18 protein-coding genes are annotated in these 18,891 nt (G+C 69.7%); 12 read left to right on the top strand and 6 right to left on the bottom strand.

Features of this window, described 5'->3' with window-relative positions; translation table 11 throughout:
* The first annotated feature begins 172 nt into the window (after positions 1-172).
* The 4 genes from AA0Y20_RS12895 to AA0Y20_RS12880 all read left to right on the top strand — a co-directional run bounded on the left by AA0Y20_RS12895 (position 173) and on the right by AA0Y20_RS12880 (position 4,032).
* Positions 173-1,285 (top strand): PrpF domain-containing protein, encoded by a 1,113-nt coding sequence (locus tag AA0Y20_RS12895; protein ID WP_412939595.1) that lies wholly within the window; start codon positions 173-175, stop codon positions 1,283-1,285.
* 65 nt (positions 1,286-1,350) lie between these two features.
* Positions 1,351-2,706: an SLC13 family permease gene (locus AA0Y20_RS12890; RefSeq protein WP_412939594.1), complete on the top strand. Its 1,356-nt coding sequence runs from the start codon at positions 1,351-1,353 to the stop codon at positions 2,704-2,706.
* A gap of 64 nt (positions 2,707-2,770) precedes the next feature.
* Positions 2,771-3,337, top strand: coding sequence for an NADPH-dependent FMN reductase (locus AA0Y20_RS12885; RefSeq protein ID WP_412939593.1), 567 nt, complete (start codon positions 2,771-2,773; stop codon positions 3,335-3,337).
* Positions 3,338-3,438: 101 nt separating this feature from the next.
* A complete protein-coding gene (locus tag AA0Y20_RS12880) occupies positions 3,439-4,032 on the top strand; it encodes a helix-turn-helix domain-containing protein (RefSeq protein WP_412939592.1) in 594 nt (197 codons plus the stop codon).
* Here the strand turns inward: AA0Y20_RS12880 and AA0Y20_RS12875 are convergent.
* Positions 4,013-4,681, bottom strand: coding sequence for a DUF1028 domain-containing protein (locus tag AA0Y20_RS12875; RefSeq protein WP_412939590.1), 669 nt, complete (start codon positions 4,679-4,681; stop codon positions 4,013-4,015). The genes AA0Y20_RS12880 and AA0Y20_RS12875 overlap by 20 nt on opposite strands.
* A 150-nt stretch (positions 4,682-4,831) precedes the next feature.
* Here AA0Y20_RS12875 and AA0Y20_RS12870 point away from each other — a divergent pair, with 150 nt between their 5' ends.
* The 5 genes from AA0Y20_RS12870 to mgtE all read left to right on the top strand — a co-directional run bounded on the left by AA0Y20_RS12870 (position 4,832) and on the right by mgtE (position 11,651).
* Positions 4,832-6,358 (top strand): ABC transporter substrate-binding protein, encoded by a 1,527-nt coding sequence (locus AA0Y20_RS12870; protein WP_412939588.1) that lies wholly within the window; start codon positions 4,832-4,834, stop codon positions 6,356-6,358.
* Between the two features lie 43 nt (positions 6,359-6,401).
* Entirely contained in the window at positions 6,402-7,367 is a 966-nt protein-coding gene (locus tag AA0Y20_RS12865) for an ABC transporter permease (protein WP_064954928.1), read from the top strand.
* A complete protein-coding gene (locus AA0Y20_RS12860) occupies positions 7,364-8,281 on the top strand; it encodes an ABC transporter permease (RefSeq protein WP_412939587.1) in 918 nt (305 codons plus the stop codon). The genes AA0Y20_RS12865 and AA0Y20_RS12860 overlap by 4 nt, the downstream gene beginning before the upstream one ends.
* On the top strand, positions 8,278-9,924 hold the full coding sequence (locus tag AA0Y20_RS12855) for a dipeptide ABC transporter ATP-binding protein (RefSeq protein ID WP_412939586.1): 1,647 nt from the start codon (positions 8,278-8,280) through the stop codon (positions 9,922-9,924). Before AA0Y20_RS12860 ends, AA0Y20_RS12855 begins: the two co-directional genes overlap by 4 nt.
* A gap of 368 nt (positions 9,925-10,292) precedes the next feature.
* Entirely contained in the window at positions 10,293-11,651 is a 1,359-nt protein-coding gene (mgtE, locus tag AA0Y20_RS12850; RefSeq protein WP_412939585.1) for a magnesium transporter, read from the top strand.
* Between the two features lie 148 nt (positions 11,652-11,799).
* On the opposite strand, the gene AA0Y20_RS12845 is transcribed toward mgtE, so the two are convergent.
* The gene (locus AA0Y20_RS12845) at positions 11,800-12,870 is read right to left on the bottom strand and encodes a Glu/Leu/Phe/Val dehydrogenase dimerization domain-containing protein (protein WP_412939583.1); all 1,071 of its coding nucleotides are present in this window, start codon (positions 12,868-12,870) and stop codon (positions 11,800-11,802) included.
* A gap of 94 nt (positions 12,871-12,964) precedes the next feature.
* Here AA0Y20_RS12845 and AA0Y20_RS12840 point away from each other — a divergent pair, with 94 nt between their 5' ends.
* Complete coding sequence (locus AA0Y20_RS12840; protein WP_412939582.1) at positions 12,965-13,441, top strand: YbaK/EbsC family protein; 477 nt, start codon at positions 12,965-12,967, stop codon at positions 13,439-13,441.
* 21 nt (positions 13,442-13,462) lie between these two features.
* Here the strand turns inward: AA0Y20_RS12840 and AA0Y20_RS12835 are convergent, their stop codons facing one another.
* Both AA0Y20_RS12835 and AA0Y20_RS12830 read right to left on the bottom strand, forming a co-directional pair.
* A complete protein-coding gene (locus AA0Y20_RS12835; RefSeq protein ID WP_412939581.1) occupies positions 13,463-13,936 on the bottom strand; it encodes a SixA phosphatase family protein in 474 nt (157 codons plus the stop codon).
* A gap of 4 nt (positions 13,937-13,940) precedes the next feature.
* Positions 13,941-15,221 carry a DUF445 domain-containing protein gene (locus AA0Y20_RS12830; protein ID WP_412939580.1) on the bottom strand — a complete coding sequence of 427 codons (1,281 nt, stop codon included), beginning with the start codon at positions 15,219-15,221 and terminating at the stop codon, positions 13,941-13,943.
* Between the two features lie 59 nt (positions 15,222-15,280).
* Between AA0Y20_RS12830 and AA0Y20_RS12825 the strand changes: the two genes are divergently transcribed.
* Positions 15,281-15,553: a metal-sensitive transcriptional regulator gene (locus AA0Y20_RS12825; RefSeq protein ID WP_023954607.1), complete on the top strand. Its 273-nt coding sequence runs from the start codon at positions 15,281-15,283 to the stop codon at positions 15,551-15,553.
* A 111-nt stretch (positions 15,554-15,664) separates the two neighbouring features.
* On the opposite strand, the gene AA0Y20_RS12820 is transcribed toward AA0Y20_RS12825, so the two are convergent.
* Positions 15,665-16,834 carry an acyl-CoA dehydrogenase family protein gene (locus AA0Y20_RS12820; protein ID WP_412939579.1) on the bottom strand — a complete coding sequence of 390 codons (1,170 nt, stop codon included), beginning with the start codon at positions 16,832-16,834 and terminating at the stop codon, positions 15,665-15,667.
* Positions 16,835-16,881: 47 nt separating this feature from the next.
* Between AA0Y20_RS12820 and AA0Y20_RS12815 the strand changes: the two genes are divergently transcribed.
* Positions 16,882-17,289 carry a pilus assembly protein CpaE gene (locus AA0Y20_RS12815; protein ID WP_412939578.1) on the top strand — a complete coding sequence of 136 codons (408 nt, stop codon included), beginning with the start codon at positions 16,882-16,884 and terminating at the stop codon, positions 17,287-17,289.
* Between the two features lie 24 nt (positions 17,290-17,313).
* On the opposite strand, the gene AA0Y20_RS12810 is transcribed toward AA0Y20_RS12815, so the two are convergent.
* On the bottom strand, positions 17,314-18,519 hold the full coding sequence (locus tag AA0Y20_RS12810; protein WP_412939577.1) for an MFS transporter: 1,206 nt from the start codon (positions 18,517-18,519) through the stop codon (positions 17,314-17,316).
* Positions 18,520-18,891 lie beyond the last annotated feature (372 nt).

Below are 18,891 nucleotides of genomic sequence, written 5' to 3'. Positions count from 1 at the left end.
GCTTCACGCTTTCGCGTGCCTCTTGTGCCACCTTGGGCAGCCTCGACCCCGCCAGCACCGGTCGATCCACGGTCTCGCGGGTGAAGCATCTCTTCACGGGTGTGAAGCATCGGACGATTTTCCTGCACGAGATCGACGACGAGCATGGATGCCGATACCCCAGGAGGCAGCCATGTTGGAGATTCCGGCGACACTCATGCGGGGCGGGACGAGCAAGTGCTGGGTCTTCCGCCGCGACGAGCTGGAGCGTGTCGGCGCGCCCGTCGATGACATCCTGCTGCGCCTGTACGGCAGCCCCGATGAGCGGCAGATCGACGGCCTCGGCGGCGGAACCTCGACGACGAGCAAGGCCGTCATCCTGGCGCCAAGCCGTCGCGACGACGCCGACATCGACTACACCTTCGCCCAGATCGGACTCACCGACGGCCGCGTCGACTGGTCGAGCAACTGCGGCAACTGCTCGGCCGCCGTCGCGCCGTTCGCCCTCCACGCGGGGTGGCTCCAGCCGCAGGGCGACCGGACGTCCGTACGCATCTTCAATACCAACACCGGCCAGCTGATCGTGGCCGAGGTCCCTACTCCCGGCGGCATGTTCGACGAGTCGGGCGACGCGCGCATCGTCGGAGTCCCGTTCGCGGGCCTCGAGGTCGTGCTCTGGTTCGTCGACCCGGCCGGCCGCACGACGGGCCGGCTGTTGCCGTCCGGTCTGGCGCTCGAGGACATCGACGGCGTCCCGGTGACGCTGATCGACGGGGGAGCACCCGTCGTCGTCGCCGAGGCGTCGGCGCTGGGTCTGACCGGGCTCGAGACCCCCGCCGACATCGACGCGCGACCCGAGCTGCTCGCGCGCATCGACGGCATCCGACGTGAGGGGGCCGTCCGCATGGGACTCGCGGCAACCGCCGCCGCCGCGCTCAAAGCCGTGCCGAAAGTCGCTCTCGTGTCGCCCCGCAACGCCGACGATCACGACTTCGGGGTCACCATGATGTCGATGGGCAAGGCCCACCCGGCGATCGCCATCACGGGCAGTGTCGCGCTGACGCTGGCGGCGGCGACCCCGGGCACCGTCGTGTCGAGGATCGCCGGACGAGGGACCCCCGACATCACTTCGCTCCGCACGCCTTCGGGCGTCGTCAGCACCCGCATCGGCCGACACGGTGCTCTGCCCGCCGTCGGCATCACCCGCTCGGCGCGGCGGCTGGCGGATGCCTCCGTCACCCTGCCGCTGGAGCAACTGCCCGATCACGCGTCGGGACTGGTCGAGGAAGCCCTCCTCGTCCGATGATCAGATAGGCGGCCGGTTTCGTCGAAGCACAGCCGGCTGCCGCCAACCCCCGTTGGGAGACAACGATGTCACCAGAACTCATCTCGATACTCGCGTTGTTCGCGATGGTCATCATCGCCACCGTACGGCCGATCAACATCGGCATCCTCGGATTCATCGGCACCTTCCTCGTCGGAACGCTCGTGCTCGGACTCGATGAGAAGCAGATGCTCGCGGGCTTCCCGGCGGACCTGTTCCTGACGATCGTGGGCGTCACCTACCTCTTCGCCGTCGCGAAGCTCAACGGCACCGTCGACCTGATCGTCGACCGCGGCGTCCGGCTCGTCCGGGGGCGGACGGCGCTGGTGCCGTGGGTGCTCTTCGGGGTCGCCGCGATCCTGACGGCCATGGGCACCTTCCCGCCGGCCGCCGTCGCTCTCGTCGCACCCGTCGCCCTCAGCTTCGCCGCCAAGCACGGCTTGGACCCGTTGCCGGTGGGAATGACGGTCGTCTACGGTGCTCTGGCGGGGTCGCTCTCGCCGATCTCGGTGCTCGGTCTGCTCGTCAGCGGGATGGTCGGCGACACCCCGGGCTTCTCGCCCATGGTGCTGTTCGTGACGGCGTTCGTCTACTCGACGCTCATCGCGATCCTGACGCAGCTGTTCTTCTCGTGGAAGAACCGCCTGCGCGGGGGAGAGTACTCCACGGCCGGAGAGGTGAGGGGCGCCGCTGGCGGCGCTGTTCCCGGACCGCGCGTCCCGGCGACGGGCAACATCTCGGTCGGCGGTGCCGAGCCGGGTTCGGTGCTCACCCTCACGCAGACGCTCCAGACCCCGCGGGTCCGGACGACTCCGGCTCAGGTGCTCACCCTGCTGGCACTGCTGGGGCTGGCCATCGGTGCCATGGTGTTCCACCTCGACATCGGCATCCTGGCGCTCGTCGCCGGCACCGTGATCGCCTTCATCGAGAAGAAGCACCTCACGGCCGCTGTCGAGGGCATCAGCTGGTCGACCATCCTGCTCGTCGCGGGCATGATCACCTACATCAGCATCGTCGAAGAAGCCGGGGCGATCGAGTGGGTGGCGAACGGCATCGGCAGCCTCGGCTCGCCGCTCGTCGGTGTGCTCGTGCTCTGCGTCATGGCCGGTGTCGTGTCGGCGTTCGCCTCGTCGACCGCGGTCATCGCGATCTCGATCCCGATGCTCCTGCCGCTCATCCAAGACAGCCCCGTGGCCGGCGGGATGGCGATCTCGGCGGTCGCGATCGCCGCGAAAGTCGTCGACGTCTCACCGTTCTCGACCAACGGGGCGCTCGTCCTCGCGAACGCCCAGAACGTCGACCCGCCGGCCTTCTACCAGCGGATCCTGCGGTACTCAGGCGTCATCGTACTGTTCGGGCCCTTCCTCGCCTGGGCTGCGCTCGTCGTGCCGTTCTCGCTCTGACAGAAGCGCCTCGCGGCCAGGTAGAATGCATGCAACTGAATCGATCCCCCGGGAGGTTTCGTCCATGACCACCTACAACGTCGGCGTCATCGTCGGCAGCATCTCGTCGACCTCGATCAACCGTCGTCTGGCCAAGGCGCTCACCAAGCTCGCCCCGCAGGCCGGCCTCGAGCTCACCGAGATCCCGATCGCCCCGCTGCCGTTCTACTCGGCCGACAACGACGCATCGATCCCGGCAGAGGCCGCCGACTTCAAGGCTGCGGTCGAGAAGGCCGACGGCGTCATCATCGTCACGCCCGAGTACAACCGTTCGGTGCCCGGCGTCCTGAAGAACGCCCTCGACACCGCGAGCCGCCCGTGGGGCGACAACAGCTTCGCAGGCAAGCCGTCCGCCGTCGTCGGCATCTCGGTCGGCGCGGTGGGCACGGCTGTCGCGCAGCAGCACCTGCGCTCGATCCTGTCGTTCCTCGCGTCGCCCGAGCTCGCGCAGCCCGAGGGCTACCTGCAGCTCACCGAGGGACTGATCGACGACGACGGAACCGTCACCAACGAGTCCACGTCCGAGTTCCTGCTCTCGTGGCTGAAGGCCGTGCACGCGCACGTCGCGAAGAACCTCGCCGCCGTCAGCTGATCCGCAGATCGCTCGCGACAGGGCGCCTGGCCACTCGGCCCGGCGCCCTGTCGTCGTGATGCACCCCGGCGCATGGTGTCGTCGCCGGTAGGGTGACAGGCGTGACGCGCCCTCCCGAGACCGACGAAGCCCAAGCGGTGCGCGCTCTCGGCGCGACCGTCCGTGACTCGCGCAAGCGCCTCGGGCTGAGCGTGCACGCCCTCGCCGAGAAAGCGGGAGTGAGCTTCGGGCTCGTCAGCCAGCTCGAGCGCGGAATGGGCAATCCCTCGCTCCAGTCGATCCATCGGCTCGCCGGTGCCCTCGGTGTGCCGGTCGGCCAGTTGCTCGACGAGCCGGCGGGGGAGCTCGCCGTCGTGGCCGCCGGTCAGGGGCACCGGATGCCGCCGATCGCCGACATCCCTGCCGATCAGCAGTCGGTCCGCGAGCTGCTGACGCCGCGGGGTGAATCGATGCTCCAGCTGATCCGGTCGACCCTACCGGTCGGATTCAGCAATGAAAGCCGTCCGTTCCGCCACATCGGCACCGAGACCGTCACGGTCGAGCGCGGGGTGCTCATCGTCGCGCAGGGCGAGCGTCGCGTGCGGCTCGCAACCGGCGACACGGTGACCTACGGCTGCTCCGAGGCGCATTGGTGGGCCAACGGCCACGACGACGTCACGGTCGTGCTCGGCGCCGTCACGCCTTTCGAGCGCTGAGATCCAGGCGCAGATCGCTCGCGCGCAGCTCCACGAGCCGGTGGAGTTCCGCGAGCGGGTCGTCGTGGTCGTCGACCCGGAGGTCGACCCACGCGTCGCCGGTGATACCCGACGACGTCACCATGACCGCGGCGCTCTGGCGTCCCCGGCGATCGCCGCCGTGCGCTTCACCCGCCGCGAGGACGGCGACGAGGCGCGCAGCGAAAGCGGCTGCATCGGGGGCGGGCGTGATTGTCGGGTCTTCGTCGCCAGCCAGCCATGCGTCTCGCATGGCGCCGAGCACGTCTTCACCCGTCAGCAGGTTGCCGGCGACGATCAGGTCACTCTCGACGAGGTGGCCGCTCCACGGCGACGTGTCCGCACCCGTGTGCGCTGCCCCCGTGCCCGCCGCCGGCAGAACGGCGGCCTGGCGCAGTGCCGGCTCGTCGTCCCAGCGGGGGATGAGTGCGACGGCATCCGCTGCGGATCCCGACGCGACCGCGTCGAGAAGTCGGCCCCGCAGCGCCCGATTGGTCCATGCCTGGCTCGCTGCCGCGCCGACTCCCCGCCGCACATCGATGACGGCGTTGCCCACGGCGAGCGACTTGCTCGCCGTGGCAGCGCCGATCAGGTCCGTACGACCATCGCGTGCCAGGACGGTGAAGGTCATGCGATTCCTCTCGCGGGGCGATTGTGAAGATTCTGTTTCGAGTTGGGCGTGCGCTTGTCGCCCTCCCTCATGGTGGCACATACTGATCGAATCATCATCAAAATGATGCACCAGCGATGATGCCCCGACCGATGACCCGATAGGCAGACCATGAACAAGCGCACCGCATTCGGCGCCGTGACCCTCGTCGCGGCGCTCACCCTGGCCGGTTGCTCCGCGGGCGAAGGCGTCGATATCGACGGCGCCGCCGGCCTCGAAGGCGACGTCCTCGTCGCGGCCATCGGCGGTGAACCCGACCAGCTCGACCCCCATCGCACGAGCTCGTACTTCGCGTTCGAGGTGCTCGAGAACGTCTTCGACACACTCGTCGCCCCCGACGAGAATCTCGAGATGCAGCCCGCCCTCGCCGAGAGCTGGGAAGTCAGCGATGACCAGCTGACATGGACCTTCGATCTGCGCGACGGCGTCACCTTCCACGACGGCTCCGACTTCACGAGTGCGGATGTCGTCTACTCCTACGACCGCATCATCGACGAAGAACTCGCCAACGCGTGGAAGTTCAGCGCGGTCACCGACGTCACCGCTCCCGACGACGACACCGTCGTCATCACCGTCTCGCAGCCCACGCCGAACCTGCTGAGCAACCTCGGCGGCTTCAAGGGCATGGCGATCGTGAAGAAGGAGAACGTCGAGTCGGGCGACATCACCACCGCGCCGATCGGCACCGGGCCCTTCTCGGTCGCGAGCTACACGGCCGGCGACCGCATCGAACTCGCCGCCAACGAGGACTACTGGGGTGGTGCACCCGAGCTCGGCGGTGTCGAGTTCCGCTTCATCTCGGAGCCGGCCACGGCTCTCGCCGCACTTCGCGCCGGAGACATCCAATGGACCGATGTCGTGCCGACGCAGCAGGTCTCCGACCTGCAGGGCGACGACGCCGTGCAGCTCGGCCTCACCCCCTCGAGCGACTACTGGTACCTGGCCCTGAATGAAGCGCGGGGACCGTGGAGCGACGTGCGGGTGCGGCAGGCGATCGCGTATGCGATCGATCGGGACGCGATCGTCCAAGCGGTCAGCTACGGAACCGCCGCGCAGAACCAGCTCGCGATCCCCGAGCAGAGCGTCTGGTACACCTCCTACGACCGGTACTCGACCGACCTCGACACCGCTCGCGGGCTGCTCGACGAGGCCGGCTTCACCGGCGGAACGCTCGACCTGCTCGCGACGTCGGACTATCCCGAGACCGTCACGGCCGCGCAGATCATCGCCGCGAACCTCGAGCCGCTCGGCATCGACGTGCAGATCCGCCAGCCCGACTTCTCTACCTGGCTCGACGAGCAGAACTCCGGAAACTTCGACATGCTCATGATGGGCTGGCTCGGCAACATCGACCCCGACGACTTCTACTATTCGCAGCACCACACCGACGGGGCCAGCAACGCGCAGAAGTACTCCAACAGCGAGGTCGATGGACTGCTCGACGCCGCTCGCGTCGAGGTCGACCCGGACGCGCGCAAGGGCCTCTACGCCCAGGCCGCGACGATCATCGCCGACGAGGCCAGCTACATCTACCTCTACAACCCGTCGGTCATCCAGGTGTGGTCGCCGCAGGTCTCGGGCTACGAGACGCGTGCCGACCGCGCCATCCGGTTCGACGACGCATCGATCGGCGACTGAGGTGACGACCTCGAGCAGCACGGTCCGTCCGAGAGGAGGCCTCATGAGAATCAGCCCCGCGCGCATCGCCCGGTTCCTCGGCGTGCGCCTGCTCTCGTCGGCGCTCGTGCTGCTCGGGGTCGCCGTCGTCGTCTTCGCCCTCATCCAGCTCGTGCCGGGCGACCCGGTGCGCCTGGCCCTCGGCACGCGGTACACGCCCGAGGCCTACGAGGCCCTGCGTGCGGCATCCGGCCTCGATCGCCCCCTGTGGGAACAGTTCTTCGGCTACCTCGGCAGCGCCGTCACGGGTGACCTCGGGGTGAGCTTCCGCAACGGGCAGCCGGTGACCGTAACGCTGCTCGACCGCCTGCCCGCGACGGTCTCGCTGGCTCTGGTGGGTCTCGTCATCGCCCTCGTCCTGGCCGTCCCCGCGGGAATCCACTCGGCGCTGCGCGAAGGACGCGTGAGTGATGTCATCGTGCGGCTCACCAGTCAATTCGGCGTCTCGATCCCGGACTTCTGGCTCGGGATGCTGCTCATCTCGCTGTTCTCCGTGACGCTCGGCTGGCTGCCGGCGAGCGGCTACGTCGCGTTCGGAACGGATCCCGGCGGATGGCTGCGACAGGTGTTCCTGCCGGGGCTCACCGTCGGCCTGGTCGCGGGGGCGATCATGACCCGCTACATCCGAGCGGCCGTCATCGACGTGGCGTCGGCAGGGTATGTCCGCACCGCGGTGTCGAAGGGGCTTCCGCGCCGAGTCGTGACATTCCGGCATATCGTGCGCGGAGCCCTGGTGCCGGTTCTGACGATCGCCGGTATCCAGCTCGCGACGATCCTCGGCGGAGTCGTCGTGGTCGAAGTCGTCTTCGCCTGGCCGGGTCTCGGACGTCTCGTCTTCGAAGCCGTGGCTGCCCGCGACTATCCGCTCATCCAGGGAGCCGTCCTGCTGGTGGCTGTGATGTTCATCGCCGTCAACCTCATCGTGGACGTGCTCTACGCGATCGCCGACCCGAGGATCCGAGTCTCATGACCATCGATGCCTCCGCCACCCCCGAGCCCGCCACGGCACCCGCCGTCCCCGACCGCGGCCGCACGCCGGCCTGGCGTCTGTTGCTGTCCAACCCGACGACGGTGGTCAGTGGTGCCGGCCTGTTCGCCATCGTGCTGCTCTCGGTGCTGTCAGGCTGGATCGCCCCCTTCGGCATCAACGACATCGACGTCTCGCGCGCGTTGCAGCCCCCCGGCCCCGACCACTGGTTCGGCACCGATGAACTCGGTCGCGACGTCCTCTCGCGCGTGCTCGTGGCGGGGTCGACCTCGCTCACGATCGCTGTGGTCGCCGTGCTGTTCGCGCTCGTCCTCGGCCTCGCGATAGGCGCCGTCGCGGGTTACCGCGGCGGGTGGGTGGATGCCGCCCTCATGCGGGTCGTCGACGTGATGTTCGCGTTCCCGGTGCTGCTGCTCGCGCTCGCGATCGTCGCGATCTTCCAGCCGGGCCAGGTGACGACGACGATCGCGATCGGCATCGTCTACACCCCGATCTTCGCGCGGGTGGCCCGAGCCAGCGCGCTGTCGGTGCGCACCTCTGCGTTCGTCCAGGTGTCGCAGACGATGGGGACGCCCGGGTGGTGGATCCTCACCCGCCATGTGCTTCCCAACATCGCCGGTCCCGTCGTCGTTCAGACGTCGCTGTCGCTCGCCTTCGCGATCCTCTCCGAGGCGGCGCTGTCGTTCCTCGGGCTCGGGGTGCAGCCTCCGGCGCCATCGTGGGGAGGGATGCTGTTCACCGCGCAGGGCTTCCTCGGCCAGGCCTGGTGGATGAGCGTCTTCCCGGGGGCCGCGATCTTCGTCACGGCGCTCGCCTTCAACCTCGTGGGCGACGGCCTGCGCGACATCCTCGATCCGCGTCAGCGGACCCTGATCGAAGCGAGGAGGGCGCGATGACCGCCGCTGCTCACCCGGTGCTCTCGGTGCGCGATCTGCGCGTGGCCATCGGAACGAAGGAGATCGTTCACGGCCTCGGCTTCGACGTCATCGCCGGACAGACGCTCGGCATCGTGGGCGAGTCGGGGTCGGGCAAGACGATGTCGGTGCTGGCAGCGACCGGACTCATCGACGCCCCGGGGGCCCGTGTCAGCGGATCGAGCGTGCTGCGCCGCCGGAACGACGACGGCAGCATCGATGCCACGGGCGTGGAGCTGGTCGGCGCATCCGAGCGCACGCTGCGCAGCGTGCACGGCGACCGCGTCGGTTTCGTCTTCCAGGACCCGTCGACGTCGCTCAACCCGTTCCTGACCGTGGGTCGGCAGATCACCGAGTCGCTCGAGACCCATCGCCGTCTGTCACGCCGCGCGGCGCGCACGCGTGCGATCGACCTGCTCGACGCCGTCGGCCTGCCCCGACCCGACGAGCGTGTCGACGCCTACCCGCACCAGTTCTCCGGTGGGCAGCGTCAGCGCGCGATGATCGCGATCGCGCTCGCCTGCGATCCGGCGCTCCTGATCGCCGACGAGCCGACGACCGCCCTCGACGTCACCACCCAGGCCCAGATCATCGACCTCGTGCGCGAGCTCCAGAACGAGCGTGGTACCGCCGTGGTGTGGATCAGTCATGACCTCGGCGTCATCGGGCAAGTGGCCGACGACGTCCTCGTGCTGCGCGAGGGACGGACCCGCGAGCACCGACCCGTCGAAGACGTCTACGCCGCCCCTGAAGACGACTACACGCGCGAGCTGCTCCGCGCGCGGCCGCGGATCGTGGCCGATGCCGGTCCGCCCCAGCCCGCGGCATCCGAGTCCCTTCTCGAGGTGACGGATCTCGATGTGTCGTTCACGATTCCGACTCCCACCGGACGCCGTACCATCCACGCCGTCGACGGGGTGTCGTTCTCGGTGCGGCGCGGCTGCACGACGGCTCTCGTGGGCGAGTCGGGGTCGGGCAAATCGACGATCGCGAATGCGCTGACGGGTCTCGTGCGACCCGACTCGGGCACCGCGACGCTCGCCGGACGCGACGTGCTGCGCTCCGGGCGGCGCGAGCGCCGGCGGATCTCCGTGGTCTTCCAAGACCCGTTCGCCTCGCTCGACCCTCGGCGGAGCGTCGGCGACGCCATCATCGAGCCGCTCACCGTGCATCGGCTCGGCGGGTCGACCGCCGCCGCGCGAGAGCGGCGCACCGCAGAACTGCTCGACATGGTCGGTCTTCCCGCGGCGTTCGCTACCCGGTTCCCGCACGAGCTGTCGGGCGGGCAGCGTCAGCGCATCTCGATCGCTCGCGCCCTTGCCCTCGAACCGGAGCTGATGATCCTCGACGAGGCGACGGCGTCGCTCGACGTGTCTGTGCAGGCGCACGTGCTCGACCTTTTGCGCGACCTGCAGAGCGAGCTGGGACTGACGTACCTCTTCATCGCCCACGACCTCGCGATCGTGCAGCAGATGAGTCACGACGTGGTCGTGCTGCGGGACGGCAAGGTCGTCGAGTCGGCCCCTGCCCGGCGCATCTTCGCCGAGCCGTCGGACGAGTACACCCGGCGGCTCCTGGCCGCTGTGCCGCCCGAGGAGCCACGGGCCCGCCTGACGCTCTCGTGACGCGAGACCGGAAGGGGTTCTCCGGCGATGGTCGGGTTCGTTCAGGTGCGAGGCGTAGCATGGTCGGCGGGGTTCGGCCCGCGGCATCCGATGTGCCGCCGCCCGGCCCGTGATCGACGGCAGATCCTCATCTGCCCGTCGTCGACCTGCGAGAAAAAGGAAGCGAGGTGAGGTGCTCAATGAGCGGTGATAGTTGCCATCGCGAGATCATCAGCGCCGCGCCCGCTGCTGGCCCGCTCGTCGACCGAATCGACTCCTGAGCGGACGAGCCGCGGTGCGACGCGCCAGCAGGCTTCGCGATGTTCTCCGTGCCGTCGTCTTTGTGACGATGCCACGGATGTGCGCGCGTCCACATGAGGAGGGCTCCCATGACTCCGGAGCAGATCAACGAACTGACCATCGTCGTCGACGGCATCGCCGCGCCCCTGTCGCGCGGTGATCTGCCGTCGGCCGCGGCCGCTCTCGCCGATGTCGAGCCCGAGCGTCTCGCCGAGGTGCTCGAGCGACTCGACGGTCGTCGCCGCGCCGTCGCCTACCGGCTGCTGCCGAAGGACCACGCGCTGCAGGTCTTCGAAGCGCTCTCGCCGAACATGCAGGGGGAGCTGGTCGGAGACCTGCGCGACGCCGAGGTGGCGCACATCTTCGGCGACCTCGACCCCGACGACCGCGCCTGGCTCGTCGACGAGCTGCCGGCCTCGCTCGCATCCCGGCTGATGCGCGGGCTTCCCGCTCACGAGCGCGAGATGACCGCCGCCGTGCTCGGCTACCGTCGCGGCTCGATTGGGCGCCGCATGAGCCCGGAGTTCGTGTTGGTTCCGATCGGCAGCACGGTCGCGGGAGCGCTCGACCGGGTGCGGGCGCGTCTGCACGACGCCGAGACGGTGTACACCCTCCCCGTCGTCGACGCGGGTCGTCGCGTCGCCGGGGTCGTCAGCCTGCGCGACCTGCTCGCCGCCGACCCCGACGCCGACGTGCGCGACATCATGCAGAGCGCGCAGACCGCGAGCGTGGACGACGACGCCGAGACCGCCGCGCGTCGCTGCACCGAGCGGGGCCTGCTCGCGCTGCCCATCGTCGACAGTGAGGAGCGGCTCGTCGGCATCCTGACGGTCGACGACGCCGCCCGCATCCTGGAGCACGAGGAGAGCGAGGATGCCGCGCGCCAGGGCGGCGCCGAGCCGCTGCGCCGGCCCTACCTCTCGACGCCGATCCTGCAGATCGTGCGGTCACGCGTCGTCTGGCTGCTGGTGCTGGCTGTCGGAGCGACCCTGACCGTGCAGGTGCTGTCGGCTTTCGAGGCGACGCTCGCCCAGATCACGGTGCTCGCGCTGTTCGTCCCGCTGCTGATCGGAACCGGTGGCAACACCGGCAACCAGGCGGCGACGACGGTCACGCGTGCGCTCGCGCTGGGGGATGTGCGACCCCGCGATGTCGTGCGGGTGCTGAGCCGCGAGGTGCGGGTGGGATTCTTCCTCGGCAGCATCCTGGGGCTCGTCGGGTTCGCGGTCACGTCGCTCGTGTACGAGCCGCGCATCGGACTCGTCATCGGGGCGACCCTGATCGCGGTGTGCACGATGGCCGCGACGGTCGGGGGAGTCATGCCGCTTCTCGCGCGGGCCATCCGGGTCGACCCCGCGGTCTTCTCGAACCCGTTCATCACGACCTTCGTCGACGCCAGCGGCCTGATCCTGTACTTCCTGATCGCGCGCGCCATCCTGCAGATCTGAGTCCCCGCCCGCGCCGTGGATGATGGTGCCGGGATGCAAGGGATCGGGCGCGGCGCGCCGGTGCGGATGCCGTTCCGCCGGCGGGTCGGCCACGATCCCTTGCATCCGCGTCCGCGCGGAAGCGAGCGGGCAGCGGACCTGACCGGGGTCAGACCAGGGCGTCGCGGGCGGCTCCGGCGGCGAGGCGCTCGGCGGCGAGCGACTCTGCGGCGGCGAGCGGCGTGACGTCGCGCGCGTCGGCCTCGTCGAAGATGCGTCGCAGCACGTCGCCGATGCCCTCCACCCGCGTCGCGATCTCGCTGCGATCGCGCTGCTTCGCGGCGAGGTCGAGGTAGATGACGCCGCCCGCGTTCACGACGAAGTCGGGGGCGTACAGGATGCCGCGAGCGGCCAGCCGGTCAGCGCCGGAGCGATGCGCCAGCGGGTTGTTCGCGGGTCCGCAGACGGCTCGCGCGTCGAGCGCATCGATCACCTCGTCCGTCAGCACGCCGCCGATGCCGGCCGGAACGAACACGTCGGCCGAGGCGAGGTGCGCCTCCGAAGGCTCGATCCACGTGGCCCCGAGGCTCGTCGCGAGCTCGCGCTTCGCGGGATTCACATCCGTCACGGTGAGCTCCGCACCCTCGGCGGCGAGTTGCACCGCGAGGCGGCTGCCGACCTGGCCGAGCCCGGCGATCGTGACCCGTCGACCGGTGACGTCTCGAGAGCCCGTGACGCGCTCGAGGGTCGCGAGCAGCGAGGCGTGGACGCCGATGCTCGTGGGGCCCGCCGGCTCGCCCGAACCGCCCACCCGGTCGGGAAGCCCGACGACGTGCGCGGTGCGCTCGCTGACGGTGAGCATGTCGTCGGTGGTCGAGCCGACGTCCTCGGCTGTGCGGTAGAGGCCGCCGAGCGACTCGACCGCGTCACCGAGATCGAGGAACGCCGCCCGTCGGCGTTCAGCGTCGAGGACGGTTCCGGGAGGAAGCCCGATCACGGCCTTCCCGCCGCCGGCATCCAGTCCTGCCGCCGCGTTCTTCAACGTCATCGCGGCCGACAGGCGCAGGGCGTCGCCGAGGGCGTCGCTCCAGTGCGGGTACGTCCACACGCGGGCGCCGCCCAATGCGGGGCCGAGAACAGAGGAGTGAAGCGCCGCGGTGATGAAGAGGCCGCTCCGTCGCCCCGTGATCACCTCCACGCGCTCGTGCGTGAAATCGGGAAGGGGCAGGGCGTGGGTCATCGCGATCCTCTTTCGGCGGAGCCTTGTGGGCTCGTGCTCTCCGTGCCGCGGCGTTGCGGCATCCAGCCCATTGTGCCTCTTCTAGAGTGTCAGCGTGACCACCGAGCTGCCCTCGCGAAGCCGTATCGTCCACGAGTCCCTGCGCGCCGCCGGCATCCCCGGCGAGATCGTCGTGTTGCCGGATGCCGCGTCCACGGCCGCCCTCGCCGCTGCGGCCCTGGGAGTGGAGGTGGGCGCGATCGCCAACAGCCTGGTCTTCTGGTCGGACGGTGAGCCGCTGCTCGTCATGACCAGCGGCGCGCACCGCGTCGACACGTCCGCTCTGGCCGAACGCACGGGACGCACCGAGATCGCCCGAGCGAGCGTCGAGCAGGTCCGCGCCGCGACGGGACAGGCGATCGGCGGGGTCGCGCCGACGGGACACCCTGCGCCGCTCGCGACGTTCATCGACGAAGACCTCGCGCAGTACGACGAGATCTGGGCCGCCGGCGGCACCCCGCACACGGTCTTCCCGCTGACGTTCGACGAGCTCGTTCGCCTCACAGGCGGAACGGTCGTGTCCGTCGTCTGAGCGGGATGCCGGAGAGAGCGATCAACTCTTCGGGCTGTCGAACGTCCACTCGTCGGGGTCGGTCGCGGTCGCGACATCCCAATCGTCGGTCCGCCACGTGAAGGTGGCCACCGCGCAGGTCGGCATCCCGCCGATGCCGCCGTTCGACAGGCGCTCGGCGAGGACGGTCATCCCCGGGTCGTGCGCCACGACGAGCACCGACTGCGAGCCGCTGCCGCTCGCGGCGTCGAGAAGGACGCGCGCCGAGGCGCCGTAGAGCGTGTGGCGCAGATCCGGCTCGATCCCGAGGGCGCTGCCGAAAGCAGCCGCCGTCGTCCGCGCGCGGAGCGCGGTCGACGCGAGGATCCGCTCGACGGCGACTCCCGTCGACGCCAAGCGCTCGGCCATGACGGGCGCGTCGCGCAAGCCGCGGTCGTTCAGCGGACGGGCGTGATCGTCGAGAGCGGCCGAGCCCCAATCGCTCTTGGCATGTCGCACGAGGATGAGCGTCGTCATGGAATCATCCTCCCGCGCCGAAGACCGCATGAGCGATCGTGAAGATGACGAGTCCGGCGAGCGATCCGACGATGGTGCCGTTGAGTCGGATGTACTGGAGGTCGCGGCCGACCATGAGCTCGATCTTCTCGGTCGTCTCCTGGGCATCCCAGCGCTCGACCGTCTCGGTGATGACCGATGCGATGTCGGTGCGGTGACGCGCGACGAGCGTCGCGGTAGCGTCGATGACGCGCGAGTCGACGCGCTGCTGCAGTGCCGGCTCGCTCGCCAGGCGCTCGCCGACCTCCGTGAGTGCCGCAGCGATGCGGCGACGGAGCGGACTCTCTGCATCGCCGAGAGACCGGACCAGGCCGGCCTTCGCGGTGCCCCAGGCTTCGGCGGCGAGGGCCCGGACGCGGGGGCTGTCGAACACCGCCGCCTTGGCCGCCTCGAGCCGCGCTGCCGTGTCGGTCTCGCCCTGCAGATCTCCCGCGAGACGAGCGAGATACCCGTCGATGGCTTTACGTGCCGGATGTTCGGGATCGCTCCGCACGGCCGCGACGAACGTCAAGGCCTCGCGGTAGACGGTGTCGTCCACGAGACGCGTCGCCACCGACGGCAGCCACGACGGCAGGCGACGGGAGACCAGCCCGGTGAACACCGAGCGGTTGGCGACGAGCCACGTCTCGATGTTGTCGATCGCGAGGTCGACGGCTCCGTGGTGGGCGCCGGCGCCGACGACGCGCTCGAGCCATCCGCCGATCGACGGGCCCCACGACGGCGCGAGCAGGTGTTCTCGCGCCAGATCCTCGAGGAGGTCCTGCACTTCGTCGTCGCTCAACGCCGTGAGGATGCCGGACGCTCCCGCTGATGCCTCGGCCGAGACGCGCTCCGCGTTCTCCGGGCGACGCAGCCACGCGCCGAGCCGAGCGGCGATGCCCATCGACTCGAGCTTGCCGCGGATGACGCCGGCCTCGAGGAAGTTCGTCTCGACGAACTCGCCGAGGGTGCGGCCGATCTCGTCCTTGCGCCGGGGGATGATCGCGGTGTGCGGGATGGGAAGGCCGAGCGGATGCCGGAACAGTGCGGTGACCGCGAACCAGTCGGCCAGCGCGCCCACCATGCCGCCCTCCGCGGCGGCGCGCACGTACCCGAAGGCGGGCACCGTCTGCTGCAGCGGGAACGAGATCGCGAAGACGATCGCCATGAAGATGAGCGCACCGAGGGCGACGGCCTTCATCCGCCGCAACCCCTGGCGTCGAAGCTGGTCGGCGGGGGAGAGCAGGGGAGTCGGCGTGCGTGCCATCCGGTCATCCTCCCACGGGGGTTCGCCGGCGGGGGCCGGTCACGGCGTATCCTGACCGCGTGATCGACGACATCCAGAAGCGTGCCCTGCGCCGCACGAGCATCCTCGAAGGCCAGGTCCGCGGGCTCGCCCGGATGATCGAGAACGAGGACTACTGCATGGACATCATCGCCCAGTCGCGGGCCATCCAGAAGGCTCTCGCATCGCTCGACAAGCTCCTCATCGAGAACCACCTCCGCACGCACGTGACGCACATGTTCGAGAACGGCGGTGCCGACCGAGAGCAGGCCGTCGCCGAGCTCCTCAAGGCCTACGACCTGGAGACCCGCTGACGGCAGCCCCCCACCTTCCCTTTCCCCCTGTCGACTCGCCAGAGAGTGCGGATGCGGCGGCCCCGGCATCCGCACTTCTTGGCGAGTCGACGGAGACCGGGCTGGGGCGGGTCAGGGAGTCAGGGGGCCGAGCCAGGCTGCGGCGACCGTGCTGTGCGCGGACTCGGGGTCGGAGGGGTGGAACATCCCCGCGATGACGTCGCGGTACAGCCGGCCGAGCTCGGACCGCGAGAAGTACGACGATCCGCCTGCCACGAGCATGGCCTCGTCGACGACCGCCTTGGCCGACGTGACCGCCCGGTGCTTCAGACCGCTGAGCTTCGCGAACCACAGGCCGCCGTGGTCCGCCCGTTCATCGATGTCGCGGGCGATGGCCTCGAGCTGCGGCAGCATCCCGTCGTAGGCCAGCGCCATCTCGGCGATCCGCCAACGGATGTCGGGATCCTGGCTGTACGGCAGCCCGGTCTTCTTCGAGGTGCGCGCCCGAGCCGCGGCGACGGCCAGGTCGAGAGCGCGCCGGGCGATGCCGGTGTACACCGACGCGAGGAGCAGCTCGAAGACCGAGAAGATGCCGAAGACGAGCGGATCCGGACTCGGCCCGGGGGAGAGGCGGCGCACGACGCGGTCGGCCGACGCGAGGGCTCCGTGCAGCTCCGTGGTCCGCGACTGGGTTCCGCGCATGCCGACGGTGTCCCAGTCGTCGCGTGTGCGCACGGCATCGGTGCGATCGACGAAAGCGAAGACGAGCTGCGGCGCGTCGGGGCTTGTCGTGTCGAGACCGTGCAGTCCGAGGCGATCCCAGACGGGCGCGAGTGAGGTGAAGATCTTCGTGCCGGTGAAGCTGTAGCCGCCGTCGGGCCGCGGTTCGGCGGCGGTGTCGCTGCCGAACAGGACGAGGTCGTTGCCCGCCTCGCTGATGCCGAACGCGAACACCTCGCCGGCTGCGGCGCCCTCCTGCACGAAGCGCAAGGCATCGTCGCCGCGGTCGGAGAGCACCTTGGCGACCCCGGTCCACACGAGATGCATGTTGATCGCGAGGGCCGTCGCGGGCGCGGCTCCCGCGAGTCGCTGCTGGAGCACGGATGCCTGGGCCAGCGAGAGTCCCGCACCGCCATGCTCGACCGGGACGAGGATGCCGAGATAGCCGGCCGCCCGCAGCTCGGCGAGGTCATCGTCGGGGAAGACGTTCTCGGCGTCGACGGCGGCGGCACGCCCGCGGATCCGCTCGAGGAGGTCATCGGGGAGGTAGCGGGCCGGGTCGAAGTCGCTCACGGCATCCATTCTGCTCCCGCCGCTCCTCACCCGGTCGCCTGAGGCAGGATGGGGGCATGATCTCGACCGATGCCGCCCTCGCCCTGCGCGAGGCCGGGCTCGTCTGGCATCCGGCTTCCGGAGACCGGTTCCAGCTGAACGAGCCGGAGTTCGAGGCCGACATCTTCACCGTCAGCGAGATGACGATCGAGCCGCGGCGCTACCCGACGGGCACGATCCTCGCGTTCAACGGCACCACGGAATGGGCACTCGACTCCGTCGCGCTCGACGAGGCGCTCTGGCTTCCGCGCGAGGATCAGCTGCGCGAGATGCTGCGGGGCGGGTTCCGCAGTCTCCGTCGCCTGCCCGACACGCATCGGGTCGAGATCGAGTTCGCGGGCGAGGAGCTCGCGTTCGAGCACCCGCAGCCCGAAGACGCCTACGCGGCGGCCGTGCTCGCGATGCTGCGACGGGTCAGCGACTGAGCGCAGGCGGGGTCGCTGCGCGGCTCACGTGATCGTGTGGACCGGCTCGGTGTCGGGGATCGGCGACGAGTCGCGTCCGCGGAGATCGGGGAACCACTGCACGCACGTTGCGGCGACGATGAGGCCGGCGGCCGCGAACAGCGTCGCGGCGACGTAGGCGCCCTGCGGGCCGACGCCGTCGATGAGGAAACCGGCGATGGCGGAGCCGGCGGCGGCGCCGATGAGCTGGCCGGTGCCGATCCAGCCGTAGGCCTCCGCCGTCTCGCTGAACTTCACGCTCGCCGACGTGATGGCGAACATGACCGCCAGGGCCGGCGCGATTCCGATGCCCGCGACCAGGAGCGATCCGCCGAGCCACCATGCGTTGAGCGAGAAGATCGTCGCCGCGAGCCCGACGGTGACGATGAGGAAGCGCCGCGCCATCGCCCAACGTCCGATCGGGATGTGGCCGAATGACAGGCCGCCGGCGAGGCTGCCGACGGCGAACACCGCGAGCACGATGCCGGACTCGAGCCCGCCGTGACCGAACGAGGCGACGACGCCCGCTTCGACCGCCGAGCACGCGCCGATGAGGAGGAACCCGGTCGCGGTCGCGAGCAGCACCGGGGGCTTGAGGAGCACGCGGCCGAGGCTGCGCCGGCTACGGGGGATGCGCACGCGGCCGAGCTCGGGCGACATGATGAACCACGCGCCGCCGCCGATCAGGATGACGACGATGAGCAGAAGCCCGGGCACGGTGCCGGCCTGCAGCGCCACGAAGGTGATGAGCACCGGCGCGATGATCCAGATGATCTCCTGCAGCGAGGCGTCGAGGGAGAACAGCGGGGTGAGCTGACGCGAGGTCACCATCTTCGGATAGATGGTGCGCACCGCCGACTGCACGGGCGGCGTCGACAGGCCCGCGATGAGGCCGAGCGCCATGTAGACCCAGAGTGGGACGTCGAGCACGGCGAGCAGCCCGATCGCCGCCGCGCACACAGCGAGGGTCAGCGTGAGCACACGGCGCATGCCCCAGATGCCCATCCACCGACTCGTCACCGGGCCGGCGATCGCCTGTCCGACTGAGGTGGCCGCCAGGACCAGACCGGCGGACCCGTAGGAGCCGGTCACGTGCTCGATGTGGAGAAGGATGGCGAGGCTCGTCATCCCGCTCGGGAAGCGCGCGGTCAACTGTGCGGCGATGATGCGCGCGACACCTGGTGTGCGCAGCAGTTCTCCGTATCCCGCCACCCCTCAACGGTAGCGATTCCCGGGGCCTTCCGGCGACGTCCGGTCGGATGCGACCGCGACACGCCCGCGACACGCCGGGGCGACGACATCCGGCGGAATCGGATGTCTGTGGGGCGGTCTACCGTCCAACCTGTGGACAGACTCGACCCGGACGTCTCGGAAGCGCGTAATCACGCGTCGAACCGGGCTTCGATCGAGTCTCGGATCTGTGGATGAAACGGTGGACAAGATGTGTTGTACCTGGGGAGAGCGGTGCAAAACTACAGACTTGTAACTACTACCCCTTGTGGTGCCCCCCGATGTCGGCACCCATATGTAGTATTGAGGTCCCGGCGGGTTCTCAGCCGGAGATGCGTAAGAAGCGAAGGGAAA

It is taken from the genome of Microbacterium pratiae (genome assembly GCF_047302165.1).
Taxonomy (GTDB): Bacteria; Actinomycetota; Actinomycetes; order Actinomycetales; family Microbacteriaceae; genus Microbacterium.
This window is presented reverse-complemented; position numbering and strand designations above follow the sequence as displayed.

Bases quoted from the DNA above. Each gene is read 5' to 3' on its own strand.
- AA0Y20_RS12870 (WP_412939588.1), top strand. From the start codon at position 4,832: ATGAACAAGCGCACCGCATTCGGCGCCGTGACCCTCGTCGCGGCGCTC.
- AA0Y20_RS12895 (WP_412939595.1), top strand. From the start codon at position 173: ATGTTGGAGATTCCGGCGACACTCATGCGGGGCGGGACGAGCAAGTGC.
- AA0Y20_RS12855 (WP_412939586.1), top strand. From the start codon at position 8,278: ATGACCGCCGCTGCTCACCCGGTGCTCTCGGTGCGCGATCTGCGCGTG.
- AA0Y20_RS12860 (WP_412939587.1), top strand. From the start codon at position 7,364: ATGACCATCGATGCCTCCGCCACCCCCGAGCCCGCCACGGCACCCGCC.
- mgtE (WP_412939585.1), top strand. From the start codon at position 10,293: ATGACTCCGGAGCAGATCAACGAACTGACCATCGTCGTCGACGGCATC.
- AA0Y20_RS12835 (WP_412939581.1), bottom strand. From the start codon at position 13,936: ATGACGACGCTCATCCTCGTGCGACATGCCAAGAGCGATTGGGGCTCG.
- AA0Y20_RS12865 (WP_064954928.1), top strand. From the start codon at position 6,402: ATGAGAATCAGCCCCGCGCGCATCGCCCGGTTCCTCGGCGTGCGCCTG.
- AA0Y20_RS12830 (WP_412939580.1), bottom strand. From the start codon at position 15,221: ATGGCACGCACGCCGACTCCCCTGCTCTCCCCCGCCGACCAGCTTCGA.
- AA0Y20_RS12845 (WP_412939583.1), bottom strand. From the start codon at position 12,870: ATGACCCACGCCCTGCCCCTTCCCGATTTCACGCACGAGCGCGTGGAG.
- AA0Y20_RS12820 (WP_412939579.1), bottom strand. From the start codon at position 16,834: ATGGATGCCGTGAGCGACTTCGACCCGGCCCGCTACCTCCCCGATGAC.
- AA0Y20_RS12875 (WP_412939590.1), bottom strand. From the start codon at position 4,681: ATGACCTTCACCGTCCTGGCACGCGATGGTCGTACGGACCTGATCGGC.
- AA0Y20_RS12890 (WP_412939594.1), top strand. From the start codon at position 1,351: ATGTCACCAGAACTCATCTCGATACTCGCGTTGTTCGCGATGGTCATC.
- AA0Y20_RS12885 (WP_412939593.1), top strand. From the start codon at position 2,771: ATGACCACCTACAACGTCGGCGTCATCGTCGGCAGCATCTCGTCGACC.
- AA0Y20_RS12815 (WP_412939578.1), top strand. From the start codon at position 16,882: ATGATCTCGACCGATGCCGCCCTCGCCCTGCGCGAGGCCGGGCTCGTC.